Source organism: Pelomonas dachongensis (assembly GCF_043555865.1).
GTDB lineage: Bacteria > Pseudomonadota > Gammaproteobacteria > Burkholderiales > Burkholderiaceae_C > Pelomonas > Pelomonas dachongensis.
In genome coordinates this window covers 754,904-768,498 of sequence record NZ_JBIGHY010000001.1, presented here as the reverse complement: position 1 = coordinate 768,498, position 13,595 = coordinate 754,904, and the positions used below count along the sequence as shown (strand labels likewise).

Here is a 13,595-nt window from a genome sequence, read left to right as displayed (position 1 = left end):
TCAGATCTTCCAGTACCAGCCGCGCCGGTCCAGCGCCCACACGACCAGCGCCCACGCGCCGACGAAGACCAGCGCGAACGCCAGCGACTGCGCCCGCGGGCCCAGCGCGGCACCGACCGGGCCGAAGACGGTCGCGTACAGCGGCGCCATCCAGCCCGTGGCCGCTAGCAGCACCGTGCACAGCCACGCGCCGGCGTAGGCGCCGATCGCGTTCAGGCCGAACGCGCGGCCCCAGGGCCGGTGGCCGCCGCGGTCCATCCAGGCGTGCGCGCCAGCCAGCGCCAGCGCGGCCAGGCCACCGGTCCACAGCACGAAGGACGGCGTCCACAGCTGCTTGTTCAGCGGCAGCCAAGCCGACCCCACCCAGCCGGTCACCGCGGCGGCCAGGCCCAGTGTGATCAGCCGGCGCAGCCGCCGGCGCCGCAGCAGCTCGCCGCAGACAAGTCCCCACAGCGTCGTCGCCAGCGCACCCAGCGTGGACAGCAGGCCCTCGGGGTCGAAGGCGATGCCGGTCTTCGCATCCCACTCATAGGCGAAGCGGCCCAGCACGGCCGTGTCCACACGCTGCCCCAGGCTGCCGGGCTTGTCCAGTGTGGCGCTACCCATCAGTAGCCCGCCATAGCCCAGCAGCAGCACGGCCAGCAGCGCCAGCTGCCCGCGCGTGCGCAGCCTCAGGGCGGCAAAGCCTACGGCGATGAAGCACACGCCGATGCGCTGCAGCACGCCCATCACGCGGAACTCAGGCCGGTCCAGCAGCCACCAGGCGAGCGCATGCAGCGCCAGGCCCAGCGCGACGATGCGCAGGCCGCGCGTGACGACCTGTGCCTGCAGGGGCCCGAGTGACGATCCCACCTCCACGCGCGGCCCCAACGCCAACGCGGCCGACACGCCGACGATGAACAGGAAGAACGGAAAGATCAGGTCCGTCGGCGTGCAGCCATGCCAGGCTGCATGCTGCAACGGCGCGTAGACCGCGCCCCAGTCGCCCGGGTTGTTGACCAGCAGCATGGCCGCGACGGCCAGGCCGCGCAGCGCATCCACCGACGCGATGCGCCGGCCCTGGCTCACGGCCGGGATTTCATCGTGTTCATCGCATCCAGGATCTGGCCGTCATCCTGACTCAGCTCCCACGCGAACACACCGGCGAGCCCGGCCTGCTTCGCGAACGCGACCTTGGCGCGCACGGCACGAGGGTCGTCGTAGCCGACGAACTTGCCGTCGCCCACCATGGCCCAAGACTGCGAGGGCTGGTCGAATACCGGCTTCAGGCCCTGCTTGCGCAGCGCGGCCATGTCCTTGAACGCGATGGAGCCATCGGCGTTGGGCCAGGGCTGGCCGTAGCTGCCATCGGCCTTCACGCCGTCGAAGCCCCGCGCATACATCGCAACGCCCGCCACCATCTTCTCCACAGGCACGCCTTCCGCCTTGAGGTCGGTGACCGCCTTCTCCAAGCTCTCGGCGCCGGGCTTGCCGCTGCGCAGCGCCGTGTGGTTGCCGATGTGCTTGGTCCACGGGCCGGTGAAGTCGTAAGTCATCATGAACACCAGGTCCAGCGACTTGGCGGCCGGGCCCATGGGCATGCGCACCAGTTGTTCCTTGGTCGTGTTGATGGCCACCGTCAGCGCGTAGCGGCGGCCGGTCTCGCGGCCCAGGGCGTCCAGGCCCGTGCGCAGCTCCTGCATCAGCGTCACGAAGCGTTCGCCATCGGCCGGGCTCCCCAGCTGCACGCCGTTGGCGGCGCCGTTATTGCCGGGATGCTCCCAGTCGATGTCCAGGCCGTCGAAGCCCGGATGAGCGCGCAGCCAGTCGGTCGAATGCTTGATGAACGCCGCGCGGCCCTCGGGCGTCGCCGCAAGGTGGAAGAACGGATCTGACCCGCCCCAGCCACCCACGGAGGCCAGCACCTGGACCTTGGGGTCTCGTGATTTGAGGCGCTGGAAGGCGGCGGAGAAGATGTCCTGGTCCGCATGAGGCTGGATGCCGAACCTGGGCTGGCCCTTGCACGCGGCCTCGTCCTGTGCGCGCTGGCCTTCGCCGCAGATCAGCAGGAAGGCGTAGAGGATGTGCGTGACGCGGCCGGGCTTCAGTTGCTCGACGACCTGCACGCCGCGCTCGGCAAGGATGTAGGTGCCGACGACGGGCGCCGGCTGGGTTTGAGCCTGGGCCAGCGACGCCGCCAGGGCCAGCGCGAGAAGGAGGGTCTTCTTCATATGTTGCACTCGCTCATCAGGCCCGACTCGGGCACGTTGTCGCGCCGGGCCACGCCCTGGCGCTGCAGTTCGGCGGCACGCGCCTGCATGGCCGCCGGGGTGACGGTCTGGCCCTGCGCGTGCAGCACCCAGTCCACCTCGAACTCGTGCGAGCGCGGCGCGCCAGGCGTGGCGCCGCCCGAAAGCCAGTGGCTGAAGCTGATCGCCATGGGCTGCACCGGCACGTTGCGGCCCGCCGCCTCGTTCAGCAGCTTGTCGTTGGCGTAGTGGCGTACGCGGCCAGCCTCGACCTGCACGGTCAGGATCTGCCAGCCGTCATGCGACCCCTTGTGCTGGCCCGAACTGTTGAACGACAGCCACGGCTCAACGCGCACGGTCTGCCAGGACACGCCGTACAGCCGCGTGTCTGGCGCGCCCCAGCCGCCGTGCGGCAGGTATTCGAAGTCGACCTCGCTGAACTCGGGATCGAAGTCGTGCTTCAGCGGGCCGGCGAGGTAGAAGGCTTGCACGATGGTGTCCTTGGCCGCCGTGTCGCGCAGCCGCACGCGCGCCGTCGTCGTGCCCCAGAGGAACTTGCGCGCCGCGCACAGCTGCGGCTGCACGGTGTTGGCGACGGTGCCGTCGGTGTCCAGGCGCAGCTTCAGCCGGCCGCCAGCGATGGACAGCTGACCCGGCGCGAAGCGCGTGCCCGGCAGGCCGGGGTGGCCGGTGCCGTCGCGCAGCACCCAGCCGCTGGCACGCAGCGCGTCGAGGCCTTGTTGCGCGAAGTCGTCGAAGAACTCGCCGTTGGCGAAGGCCGGAGCGGCGGCGAGCGCCAGCAGGGTCAGTGCGAACTTCATGCAGGCACCGCCTCGGCCGCTTGAGCCTTGCGCGGCATTGGCACCCACAGCAGCAGCAGCAGGGCCGGCAGGCCGCAGGCGATGGTCCAGCCGAAGAACTTTTCATAGCCCATCGCCAGCTGGATGTCGCCGCTGATGGACTTGCTAAGGATGAAGCCCAGCTGCATGACGCCTGAGCCCAGCGCGTAGTGCGCGGTCTGGAAGCGGCCCGGCGCCACGGCCTGCATGATGTACAGGATCATGCCGACGAAGCCGAAGCCGTAGCCGAACATCTCGATGCCAACGGCCGCGGCGATGTGCGGCAGGTCGGCGGGCAGCGCCGAAGCCAGGTAGTAGAAGGTCACGTTGGGCACGCACATGGCCAGCACCAGCAGCGGCATCGCGCGCTTCAAACTCAGCCGGCTCGTCACCCAGCCGCCCAGCACCGAGCCCACCAGGAAGGCTCCCGTGCCCACCCAGCCGTAGACGTCGGCGACCTGACCGGTCGTCAGACCCAGGCCGCCCTTGTCGCGCGCCTCCAGCAGGAACAGCGGGCCGATGGTCTGCACCTGGCCTTCGGCGAAGCGGAACATGACGATGAACAGCACCGCACGCCAGATGCCGGGCTTCTGGAAGAAGGCGATGACGACCTCCTTCAGAAGCGCCGCCACGCCGGACGCGGTCATGTCGCTGTGCTCGGTGGTCAGCGTGCCGGGCAGCGTGCGCGCGTTGTAGGTGGCCAGCACGGCCACCAAGCCGGCCAGCATGAGAAACACCGTGGACCACGCATTCGCCGCGCCCATGCTGGTTTCCAGCGAGCCGGCGATCTTCAGCACCACGCCGGTGATGAAGAAGCGCGCGCAGTTGAAGAACGCGCCCTGCCAGCCCGCGTAGGCCGCCTGGCGCTTTTCGTCCAGCGACGACATGTAGAGGCCGTCGCAGGCGATGTCGTGCGTGGCCGACGCGTAGGCGATCAGGAACAGCACGATGATGGCCGCGGCGAACCAGTGCGGCAGCTGCAGCGCCAGCGCCATCAGGCCCAGGGCCACGGCGCCCACGTACTGCGCGATGACGACGATCAGCTTCTTGCTGCGCGCCAGTTCCAGGAACGGGCTCCACAGCGGCTTGATGGCCCAGGCCAGTCCCAGCACGGCGGTCCAACGAGCGATCTGGTCATTGGCCACGCCCAGGTTCTTGAACATCAGGCCCGCGATGAGCATGACGACGAAGAACTGCATGCCTTGCACGAAGTACAGGGTGGGCACCCACCGCATCGGATTACCTGGAGCCCCTTGCCCGCCGGGTACGTCGGTCGATCCCCCGAGGAGATCAGGGCCAGCTTGGGAGCGGCCCGGCGCTCGGCCCTGGCTGGCGTTGTTGTCCATCACTGCAGTCCTTGCGGCGCGCGGCCGGTCGCTTCAGATAGGCCTTCCAGCCAGGCCTTCAAACCGGCCAGTGCGCCGGGCGCGAAGCCCCAGGTCAGCACGGTCGGGCCATGCACATCCAGCGCCTGGTACGGGTTCCACAGCGACAGGTGCAGGTCCGGCCGCCATTCGCTGGCGGCCAGGCCGTAGCGCGCCCGGCGCGTGGAGACCAGCACATTGACGCGGCCGTCCTGCGGCACGGTGGTCCAGTCCAGCTTGGCGATGTCGTCGACCATCTGGATCTGCGCGTCGGTGAAGGCCTCAAACAGCGCGACCGCCTGGCGGCCGGTGGGCCCGGCCTCCGACACCATGTCCGTCGGCACGTCGCCCTGCACGATGACGCGCATGGGTGCGTTCAAGGCCGGCGGCTTGGCGCCGCGCAGCGCGGTCAGGCCAGCGGCCCAGGCCTGGCCCATCAGCGCATGGTCAGCCGCGCGGGCTGCGGCGTCATCGACGAAACGGGCCGGGTAGGCGGCGGCCAGCGCGTCGAGGCGGCGGTTGGCCGTCTCGCCCTGCTGCGGCGTCAGTCGGCCATCGGCGAAAGCATCGCGCAGCGCATTGATGGCCACCAGTTGTTCGTCTAGCGAGCCTTGCGCCAGCACCATGTCGGCACCGGCTTCGATGGCCATGACGGCACTGCGGGCGTAGCCGAAGCGCTCGGCCACGGCCTTCATCATCAGCGCGTCGGTGATGACGACGCCGTCGTAGCCCCAGTCGCGGCGCAGGATGCCGCCGATCAGCTCGGGCGACAGCGTGGCCGGCCGGTCGGGGTCGATCTGCGGGTAGACGATGTGCGCCGTCATCATGGCCGGCGCCTGGCCCGCCAGCGCCTTGAACGGCGCAAGTTCCAGCGCGTTCAGCTCGGCGCGGGTCTTGTCCACCGTGGGCAGCGCGTGGTGCGAGTCCACGTGCGTGTCGCCATGTCCGGGGAAATGCTTCACGCAGCAGGCCACGCCCTCGCGCAGCGAGCCGCGCATCCACGCGGCCGCCAGGCGGCTGACCTCGACCGGATCGTTGGAGAAGCTGCGCTCGCCGATGACCGGGTTGGCCGGGTTGTTGTTGACGTCCAGCACCGGCGCGAAGTTCCAGTTGATGCCTAACGACTTCAACCCACGCGCCACCGCCGCGCCCACGGCCTCGGCACGCTCAGCGTCGCCGCTGGCCCCCAGCGCCATCGCCGATGGCGGCTGCGGCAGGAAGGTCACGCGCACGACGGCGCCGCCTTCCTGGTCGATGCCGATCAGCGCCTCGCGGCCCAGCACGTCGATGAGGTCTCGCATCAGCGCCCTCACCTCGTCCTCGGTGCCGATGTTCTTGCGGAACAGGCAGATCGATCGGATCTTCTGCGCGCGCAGGAAGGCCGCCGTCTCGGCGTCGAGCGTCTTGCCAGGGATGTCCACCATCACCAGGCGGCCGGGGTCGAAGTTGCTCATGATCAGTGCGTCTTGGTGACTTTGGCGAGGTTGGGCGGAACGTCCGGGTTGAAGCCGCGCGCACGCGCCAGCGCCTCGACCATCGGATAGAAGCTCTGCACGAGGGCGATGGGGTCCAGGTCCTCGTTGCCGGTCGTCACCAGCGGGAGCATCTGCACGCCGGTTGCGCACTTCGTGCCCAGCGGCGCGGCCAGCAGCACGCGGCCGCCGCGGGCGCTCATCTCCTCGGCGATGGCGATCAGGCCGGCCTGCGCCGGGCCGCGCGGTGCGAACACCAGCAGCGGGTAGCCGTCGCGCACCAGCGCCATCGGGCCGTGCTTGACCTCGGCGCCCGAGAAGGCCTCGGCCTGGATGCCGCAGGTCTCCTTTAGCTTCAGGGCCGCCTCCATCGCGACGGCTTGGCCGGTACCGCGGCCGAGCACGAACAGGCGGTCCTGGGGTTGAAGCACCGGGAGCGCAGCGCTCCAGTCCAGCTTGCTCGCCTGCTCCAGCGCGATGGGGAGCACGTTCAGCGCGGCGCGCAGCACATCGTCCTGCTGCCAAGCGGCCACGACGCGGGCGCCGGCCACCAACTGGGCGATGTAGCTCTTGGTCGCGGCCACGCTCTTCTCGGGGCCGGCATGCAGCTCGAACACATGCTCGGCGGCGGCGGCCAGCGGCGAGCCGGCGGCGTTGACGAAGGCCACCGTGCGGGCACCTCCCTCGCGGAAGAACTTCGTCGGCGCAATCAGGTCCGGGCTCTGGCCCGATTGCGAGAACGCCAGCGACAGCAGGCCTTCGCAGTGCAGGCGGCTCTGGTACAGCGTGATCAGCGACATGGGCAGCGAGGTGACCAGCCGGCCCAGCCGCGCCATGACGAGATACGCCAGGTAGTGGGCCGCATGGTCCGAGCTGCCGCGCGCGATGGTCAGCACGCCGGCCGGCGGCCGCTCCAGCAGCGCCTGGCCCAGGCGAGCGTAGCTCAGCGGGTCGGCGGCCAGCTGGCGGGCCACCGCGTCAGGCGCGCTCAGCGCCTCTTCAAGCATCAACGACGACATCGATCTCTTCACCTTCCACAAACACGCGCCGCAGCTGAAGCTGGGCATCCATGACCACGACATCGGCCCAGGCGCCTTCAGCAAGGCGCCCGCGACCCGACAAGCCCAGGTAGTCGGCTGCGACCGTCGACACACGCCGGGCCGCATCCGCCAGCGGCAGGCCCAGCACCTGCACGAGATTGCGCAGCGCGTGGTCCATCGTCAACGCACTGCCGGCCAGCGTGCCGTCAGGCAGGCGGACCCCGCCCAGGCACTTCTGCACCGTGTGCTCGCCCAGGCGGTATTCGCCATCGGGCATGCCGGCGGCGGCGGTTGAATCAGTCACGCAAAACAGGCCGGGGATGCAGCGCAGCGCCACGCGGATGGCGCCGGGATGCACATGCAGCAGGTCGGGGATCAGTTCGGCGTGTTCGCCATGCGCCAGCGCCGCGCCCACCATGCCGGGTTCGCGGTGGTGCAGCGCGCTCATCGCGTTAAAGAGATGCGTGAAGCCGGCCGCACCGGCGTTGATCGCGGCCACGCCGTCGTCGTAGCTGCCGTTGCTGTGGCCGATCTGCACGCGGATGCCGGCGTCGCGCAGCGGGCCGATCAGTGCGATGTGGCCGGGCATCTCGGGCGCGATGGTCAGCACCTTGATGGGCGCGTATTCGTTAAGACGCATGACCTCGTCCAGCGTCGCCGGAATGGCGTACGCGGGCTGCGCACCCAGGCGACCGGGGCTGATGTACGGGCCTTCCAGATGCACGCCCAGCACGCGCGCCGACTGCGCCGCGCGCTCGCGGCATACTGGACCGAGCGCCTTCAGCGCAGCCTCGATGTCGGCGAGGGGCGCCGTCATCGTGGTCGCCAGCAGGGCCGTCGTGCCGTGGCGGGCATGGCGCCGTGCAATGGTCGAGATCGCGTCGCCGCCCTCCATCGTGTCGCGGCCACCACCGCCATGCACGTGGATGTCGATGAAGCCGGGCAGCAGCAAGGGCCGGCCACCCTCGCCAGCATGCGCGGCATCAACCGGCGAGCCGGTCACGGCGGCGATGCGGCCGTGTACAACGTCCAGGTGTCCACGGATCACGCCATGCGGCGTGACGATGTCGCCCTCAAGCCGCATCAATCCCGCCTCATTTCGGCGACAAAGTCGTAGTAGTCGCTGCGGCAATACGAATGCGTCAGCTCCACGGCCTGCCCCGACGCCAGATAGCCCACGCGGGTGATGAACAGGACGGCCGCACCTAACGGCACTTCCAGCAGACCAGCCAGCTTCGCGTCCGCGTTCAGTGCGCGGATGTGCTGCAGCGCGCGCACCGGGGCGCGGTCGCCCAGGTGGGTGTACAGCGAGGCCTCGACCTTCTGCGGATCGGGCAGCACGCTTTGCGGCAGCACCGACACCTCGTAGGCCATGACGACGGAGTCCGCCAGCCGCAGCCGCTCCAGCCGCGCGACGCGCTCGCCGCTCTTCAGCTCCAGCGACAGCTGCTCGTCCGGCGCCGCCGGCGTGAAGCCGCGGGCCAGCCAGCGCGAGCCGGGCACGAAGCCGCGCTGGTGCAGCTCTTCGGAGAAGCTGGTCAGGCGCGTCAGCGGCTGCTCCAGCTTGGGCGCGATGTAGTTGCCCGAGCCGCGCTTTCGGATGATGAGGCCCTGCTCGACGAGCCGGTCGATGGCCTTGCGCGCGGTGACGCGCGACAGCTCCAACTGCTCGGCCAGCACGCGCTCGGAGGGCAGCGCCTCATCGGCATGGAACACGCCATCGCGGATGGCCGTCGCCAGGCTCTGCGCCAGCTGCATATACAGCGGCGAGGCGGCGTTGGGGTCGGGCTTGAAGTTGAAGGCAGCACTCATGCGGAGATCGTTTCCTGTTGGATCAGCCACAGCGCGCCGGCCACCGGCTCGCCCTGGGGTTCGACGCGACGGGACTGCAAGGCCGGGCTGAGACGCGGTGCCAAGCGCTGCGCGATGCTGCCGGCCAGCGCCAGCGGCAACGTGGGGTGGAGCGACTCGGCCAGCAGGTCCAGCGCGCGCGCCGCGGTGTCCAGCAGCGCCGCAGCCGCGGGGTCGTTGGCCTCGTTGTCGAACACGAGGCGCGCCAGGCTGGCATAGCCGCCCTGCCCCGCCTGTGCGCAGAAGGCCAGCAGTTGTTCGCGGCTGGCGCCCACGGCGGCGTAAACGTTTTCGGCCAGCGAACCACGCGGGGCGCGACCGTCATAGGCGGCCTGCGCGATCTTCATGGCCTGTTGGCCCAGCCAGGCGCCGCTGCCCTCGTCGCCGATCTGCCAGCCCCAGCCGCCGGTCATGCGACGACTGCCGTCGGCCAGCAGCGCCTCGGCCACAGAGCCGGTGCCCGAGATCAGCAGCGCGCCGGGCTCGCCGCCATGCGCGCCCAGCAGCGCCACCAGGCCGTCAGTGACCAGCGAGAAGCGCGCGACGCCGGGGTCGGCCGCGACAAAGGCCTGCAATTGCGCCGGCACGCCGGTGCCGGACAAGCCCAGGCCCAGCGCGCAGTCGCGCAGTTCCAGCCCCGGCACGCCGGCCTTCTGGATGGCCTCGGCGATGTGCTGCCACGCCTGCTCGGTGCCCTGGTTCAGCGCCGACGCGCCGGACTCGCCGCGGCCGACGATGCGGCCGTCGACATCGGCCACCAGCGCCCGCGTGCTGGTACCGCCACCATCGATGCCCACCCACCAGCGCACGGCGCGGCCGGAGTTGCGGGAGGTCTTCAGGGCGGGGTCTAGAACGAGTGGCATGATCGACGGGCGGGTGTCGATACCACTCTAATACCAACGACCAAGGTCGTCAATTGGTTTTAAACTGGTCTGCGCCAAACTTTCGACTAGGGCTAGTCCCTAGTCGTCGAGGGCGCAGCCCTGGGATCGACAAGAATACCAGTGAGAAACCAACCAGCCAACGCCGTCGTGTTCACTCTGCAACCTGCTGCCAGCCCGGCCCTCGCCGACCTGCTGGGCCGTATCGGCCGCGTCTCGCACCGCCACCCGGCCGCGGCCGACCGGCTGCTGGAAGCCTTGAGCACGCGTGCGTTCGCCGCCGCCGATACCGCTGTCGGCGTGGATGCCCTCTATGCCCGCTTCGGTCTGCTGGAGCCGCGCGGTCACGCACTGGAACTCCTGCCGGCGCTGGAACAGGCCGGCGCGCTGGCGGCAGCCGGCCACTTCCCGGTGCAGGCCGCGCGTGTCTGCGAGGCGCTGGGCCGCATCGCCTACCAGCAGGGCGAGTACCAACTCGCCAGCGAGCAGTGGAGCCGGGCGCTGGACCTGGCCGAGGTCAGCGGCCACCTGCAGACCGGCGTGGCCGCGAGGATCGGCCTGGGCCAGATCCACTACGCCCACGCAGACTGGGCGCGCGGCCTGCGCCAGATGCGCGACGCCGCCGAGCACCTGAAGCTCGCCGGCATGGACGACAGCTACCTGTCCGCCAAGCTGGCACTGAACATCGGCGTCGGCAGCTTCGAGACCGACGACCTGCCCGCGGCGGAGCGTCACTTCAGCCATGGGCTAGCCGCGGCACGGCGCGGCACGCACCGCGTGTTCGAGGCCGAGGCGCACTGGCACCTGGCGCGCGCGGCGTTGGCCCGCCAACGCATGGACTGGGCCGTGGCCGACTGCCGGCTGGCGCTGGACATCGCGGCCCGCCAGGGATACCCCTGGCTGGAGGCCGCCGCCAGCCGCACCTGGACCGAGATCGCGCTGGCCCGCGGCGACAACGCGTCCGCCGTGCGTTCCACGCGCCACGCGCTGGCGCTGGCCCAGCGCATCCAGGCCCGCGCCCAGGCCCGCCAGGCGCACCGCCAACTGGCCGAGCTGCTGCAGGCGGAGGGCGACGCGCCCGGCGCGCTGGAGCACCTCTGGCAACACTTGGCGCTGCAGTCCGAGATCGAGCGCCTTTCTTTGCCCGCGCGCACCACGCTGGCCGCGCCGCCGGCCGAAGAGTCCGGAGCGCCGGTCACGCCAGAAGAGCTGCTACTGCAGCTGTCCGGCCAGCGCCAGCGCCTGGCCGCCGCCACACCGCCCGAGGCATTGGCCGAACTGAAGGCCGCCAGCGTCCGTATCCTGGGCTTGGCACACGTCGTCCGCTGGTCGCTGGCGCCGGGCGGCCTGTCGCCCGACCTGCAGCCGCGCTATGTAGACCTGCTGACCCGGCACGGGGCGCCGCTGGCGCTGCCGGACGCCGCGCTGCACCCCTGCCACGACGAGCTGGCCGGCCTGGCCGGCGCGGCCGAGGCGCGCATCGAGGTGCCGCTGTACGACGGCGCGCAGCTGGCCGGCGCGCTGTGGCTGGTGGACACCCGCGCCACGCGGGCGTGGACGCGGCAGGAGCTGCTGATCGCGAGCCAGCTGGCGTTGCTGTTCGAAAGGACTTGATGCCCCTCGCGCGGTTTTGCCGCGCTGAACGCGGACCAGCGCAGTCTGGGACCGCTCTGCGGCATACGCCGCAGAGCTTCGCCGGGCACACCGCGCCCACCGGGCGCGCTGTGCCCGGGCTCAGCCCCCGAGGGGAGGGCGATTGACCGGGCACCAAGCCCGATCAACATCGCCAGACGGGCCGGCTTGGCTCGGCCCGCATCGATGCACGACCGCCGGGAAGACAAGCAGGACCAGCCTCACACGTCGCGCATGCGGCCCTCTCGCTCGGCGGCATCGCGCACGAGGCCGCTGATCAGCGCAGCCTCCGGCAGGTTGACCCAGTAGCGCACCGGCATCTCCTTCTTCATCGCCGCGACCTTGAGCCGCGCCGGGTTGAAGATGCTGCGGTAGTAGGTCAGCCACAGCGCCTCGCCGGCATCCTCGGCAGGCGCGTCCGCGCGGAGCGCCGGGCCGGCACCGGTCAGGCGGCGGCCGTCCCAGTGCAGGCAGCCGCGTGGCGTCAGAATGGCCCAGGGATGCTGCGCGAACCGGTTCACGAAGAACGGGGCGGCGGCGCGCAGGATGTGATGCTCGGGCTCGAACCAGGCCACATGGCGGCGCCCGCCTGCGGCCTGCTCGTCGGCCACCTCGCGAAAGCGCACGAAGGCGTGCATCTTGTGGATCTCGCGGTCGACCTGGCGCGCCAGCGACTGCAGCCTTCGGCGTTCGGGGTCCAGCACGTCGGCCCACAGGCAGGGCTCACGCTGCAGCCGGCGCGCGAAGGCCAGCAGGCGGGCGTAGCGCGTGTCATCGGCATGCATCGCGACGCGGCGGCCGAGGTCGTTCCAGCCGTCGGGGGAAGTCCATCGCTGAGCGGCGGCCGCGGCTGCGGCGCCGAACAGTGCGGCCTGCGTGCCGACGTCGCTCGTCCAGTCGGCCTCGCCCGCCAGCAACGCAGGGAGCTGTGCAGCGAAGCCGTCCCAGTCGGCCGGGTAGCGCAGCGGCAGGCTCATGCGAACAACACGGCCTGCTGCGGCGGCGCGGGAGGACGGGCGAGTGCAACGACATCGGCCACGCGCGGCCGGTGGTCCACGGCGACGAGGAACGGCAGCGCGCGCTTGGCAGCCGGTCCAAGCGACAGCAAGTCCGCCCGCCGCAGCCGGCGGTGCTGGCGCGCGGCCAGCAGCTTGTCCACTGAGCCCACGCCCAGCCCGGGCACGCGCAGCAGCGATTCGCGCGGCGCCCGGTCCACGTCGAGCGGAAACACGGCCGGGTTGGCCAGCGCCCAGGCCAGCTTGGGGTCGCGCTCCAGCGACAGGAAGCCGGCCTCGGTGACGATCTCGTCCGACGTGAAGCCGTAAAAGCGCATCAGCCAGTCGGCCTGGTAGAGCCGGTGTTCGCGCATCAACGGCGCGGCCTGCGCGGGCAACGCACGGCTGGCGTGCGGGATGGGGCTGTAGGCCGAGTAATAGACACGCTTCAGGCCCTGGCCGGTGTAGAGCCGGCTGGACAGCTGCAGCACGGTGAGGTCGTCGGAGGCGTCGGCGCCGACGATGAGTTGCGTGCTCTGGCCGCCGGGCGCGAATGAGGGCGGCTTGACGGTTGCCGCCGCTGCACCCGGCAGCGCCCGCACGGCCTGGGCCTCGCGCCGGGCCTCCTTCGCCGCCTGCAGCCGCAGGTGGATGCGCGACATCGTGCGCTCGATGCCCACGGCGTCCTTTTCCGGCGCCAGCTGCTTCAGGCTGGTGGCGCTGGGCAGCTCCACGTTGATGGACAACCGGTCCGCATACCGCCCCGCGCGCTCCACCAGTTCGGGCGACGCGTCGGGAATGGTCTTCAGGTGGATGTAGCCGCGGTAGTGCTCCTCTTCCCGCAGCCGCCGCGCCACCTCGATGACCTGCTCCATCGTGTAGTCGGGTGTGCGGATGATGCCGCTGGACAGGAACAGCCCCTCGATGACGTTGCGGCGGTAAAACGACAGCGTCAGCTGCACGACCTCGTCGATGGTGAAGCGCGCGCGCTTCACGTTGCTGGACTTGCGGTTGATGCAGTACAGGCAGTCGTACACGCACCAGTTGGTCAGCAGCACCTTCAGCAGCGACACGCAGCGACCGTCGGGCGTGTAAGCGTGGCAGATGCCGGACCCGGTCGTCGATCCGATGCCTTGGCCATCGCGCGAATGCCGCCCGCCGGCGCCGCTGCTGGCGCACGAGGCGTCGTATTTGGCGGCGTCGGCCAGGATGGCGAGCTTGTCCTGAACTTGCATTCGAATACTGTAATTGCATACAGCCGCTCGAAGTGACCCAAGGTGTATCAGGCACCAA

Annotated in this window: 12 protein-coding genes; 1 reads left to right on the top strand and 11 read right to left on the bottom strand. The window is 70.5% G+C overall.

Annotated elements, in window-relative coordinates:
- From ACG02S_RS03690 to ACG02S_RS03650, 9 genes are all read right to left on the bottom strand, one after another.
- A complete protein-coding gene (locus ACG02S_RS03690; protein WP_394469093.1) occupies nt 1–1,068 on the bottom strand; it encodes an acyltransferase family protein in 1,068 nt (355 codons plus the stop codon).
- Nucleotides 1,065–2,210, bottom strand: coding sequence for a glycoside hydrolase family 18 protein (locus ACG02S_RS03685; RefSeq protein WP_394469092.1), 1,146 nt, complete (start codon nt 2,208–2,210; stop codon nt 1,065–1,067). Before ACG02S_RS03685 ends, ACG02S_RS03690 begins: the two co-directional genes overlap by 4 nt.
- A complete protein-coding gene (locus tag ACG02S_RS03680; protein WP_394469091.1) occupies nt 2,207–3,049 on the bottom strand; it encodes a glycoside hydrolase family 16 protein in 843 nt (280 codons plus the stop codon). The genes ACG02S_RS03685 and ACG02S_RS03680 overlap by 4 nt, the downstream gene beginning before the upstream one ends.
- Nucleotides 3,046–4,302 (bottom strand): MFS transporter, encoded by a 1,257-nt coding sequence (locus ACG02S_RS03675; RefSeq protein ID WP_394469090.1) that lies wholly within the window; start codon nt 4,300–4,302, stop codon nt 3,046–3,048. Before ACG02S_RS03675 ends, ACG02S_RS03680 begins: the two co-directional genes overlap by 4 nt.
- A gap of 110 nt (nt 4,303–4,412) precedes the next feature.
- Complete coding sequence (nagZ, locus tag ACG02S_RS03670; RefSeq protein ID WP_394469089.1) at nt 4,413–5,885, bottom strand: beta-N-acetylhexosaminidase; 1,473 nt, start codon at nt 5,883–5,885, stop codon at nt 4,413–4,415.
- 2 nt (nt 5,886–5,887) lie between these two features.
- Nucleotides 5,888–6,922 carry an SIS domain-containing protein gene (locus ACG02S_RS03665; protein WP_394469088.1) on the bottom strand — a complete coding sequence of 345 codons (1,035 nt, stop codon included), beginning with the start codon at nt 6,920–6,922 and terminating at the stop codon, nt 5,888–5,890.
- Nucleotides 6,903–8,027, bottom strand: coding sequence for an N-acetylglucosamine-6-phosphate deacetylase (nagA, locus tag ACG02S_RS03660; protein WP_394469087.1), 1,125 nt, complete (start codon nt 8,025–8,027; stop codon nt 6,903–6,905). Before nagA ends, ACG02S_RS03665 begins: the two co-directional genes overlap by 20 nt.
- The gene (locus ACG02S_RS03655; RefSeq protein WP_394469086.1) at nt 8,027–8,755 is read right to left on the bottom strand and encodes a GntR family transcriptional regulator; all 729 of its coding nucleotides are present in this window, start codon (nt 8,753–8,755) and stop codon (nt 8,027–8,029) included. Before ACG02S_RS03655 ends, nagA begins: the two co-directional genes overlap by 1 nt.
- Nucleotides 8,752–9,657 carry a glucosamine kinase nucleotide-binding domain-containing protein gene (locus ACG02S_RS03650; RefSeq protein ID WP_394469085.1) on the bottom strand — a complete coding sequence of 302 codons (906 nt, stop codon included), beginning with the start codon at nt 9,655–9,657 and terminating at the stop codon, nt 8,752–8,754. The genes ACG02S_RS03655 and ACG02S_RS03650 overlap by 4 nt, the downstream gene beginning before the upstream one ends.
- A gap of 168 nt (nt 9,658–9,825) precedes the next feature.
- On the opposite strand from ACG02S_RS03650, the gene ACG02S_RS03645 reads away from it, so the two are divergent.
- Nucleotides 9,826–11,289 (top strand): ATP-binding protein, encoded by a 1,464-nt coding sequence (locus ACG02S_RS03645; protein ID WP_394469084.1) that lies wholly within the window; start codon nt 9,826–9,828, stop codon nt 11,287–11,289.
- Between the two features lie 239 nt (nt 11,290–11,528).
- Here the strand turns inward: ACG02S_RS03645 and ACG02S_RS03640 are convergent, their stop codons facing one another.
- Together ACG02S_RS03640 and ACG02S_RS03635 are read right to left on the bottom strand one after the other, a co-directional pair.
- On the bottom strand, nt 11,529–12,284 hold the full coding sequence (locus ACG02S_RS03640; protein ID WP_394469083.1) for a TIGR03915 family putative DNA repair protein: 756 nt from the start codon (nt 12,282–12,284) through the stop codon (nt 11,529–11,531).
- Nucleotides 12,281–13,537, bottom strand: coding sequence for a putative DNA modification/repair radical SAM protein (locus ACG02S_RS03635; RefSeq protein ID WP_394469082.1), 1,257 nt, complete (start codon nt 13,535–13,537; stop codon nt 12,281–12,283). The genes ACG02S_RS03640 and ACG02S_RS03635 overlap by 4 nt, the downstream gene beginning before the upstream one ends.
- Nucleotides 13,538–13,595 lie beyond the last annotated feature (58 nt).

Coding starts and splice junctions, on each gene's coding strand:
- ACG02S_RS03675 (WP_394469090.1), bottom strand. CDS start 4,302: ATGCGGTGGGTGCCCACCCTGTACTTCGTGCAAGGCATGCAGTTCTTC.
- ACG02S_RS03635 (WP_394469082.1), bottom strand. CDS start 13,537: ATGCAAGTTCAGGACAAGCTCGCCATCCTGGCCGACGCCGCCAAATAC.
- nagA (WP_394469087.1), bottom strand. CDS start 8,027: ATGCGGCTTGAGGGCGACATCGTCACGCCGCATGGCGTGATCCGTGGA.
- ACG02S_RS03650 (WP_394469085.1), bottom strand. CDS start 9,657: ATGCCACTCGTTCTAGACCCCGCCCTGAAGACCTCCCGCAACTCCGGC.
- ACG02S_RS03655 (WP_394469086.1), bottom strand. CDS start 8,755: ATGAGTGCTGCCTTCAACTTCAAGCCCGACCCCAACGCCGCCTCGCCG.
- ACG02S_RS03685 (WP_394469092.1), bottom strand. CDS start 2,210: ATGAAGAAGACCCTCCTTCTCGCGCTGGCCCTGGCGGCGTCGCTGGCC.
- ACG02S_RS03680 (WP_394469091.1), bottom strand. CDS start 3,049: ATGAAGTTCGCACTGACCCTGCTGGCGCTCGCCGCCGCTCCGGCCTTC.
- ACG02S_RS03640 (WP_394469083.1), bottom strand. CDS start 12,284: ATGAGCCTGCCGCTGCGCTACCCGGCCGACTGGGACGGCTTCGCTGCA.
- ACG02S_RS03665 (WP_394469088.1), bottom strand. CDS start 6,922: ATGTCGTCGTTGATGCTTGAAGAGGCGCTGAGCGCGCCTGACGCGGTG.
- nagZ (WP_394469089.1), bottom strand. CDS start 5,885: ATGAGCAACTTCGACCCCGGCCGCCTGGTGATGGTGGACATCCCTGGC.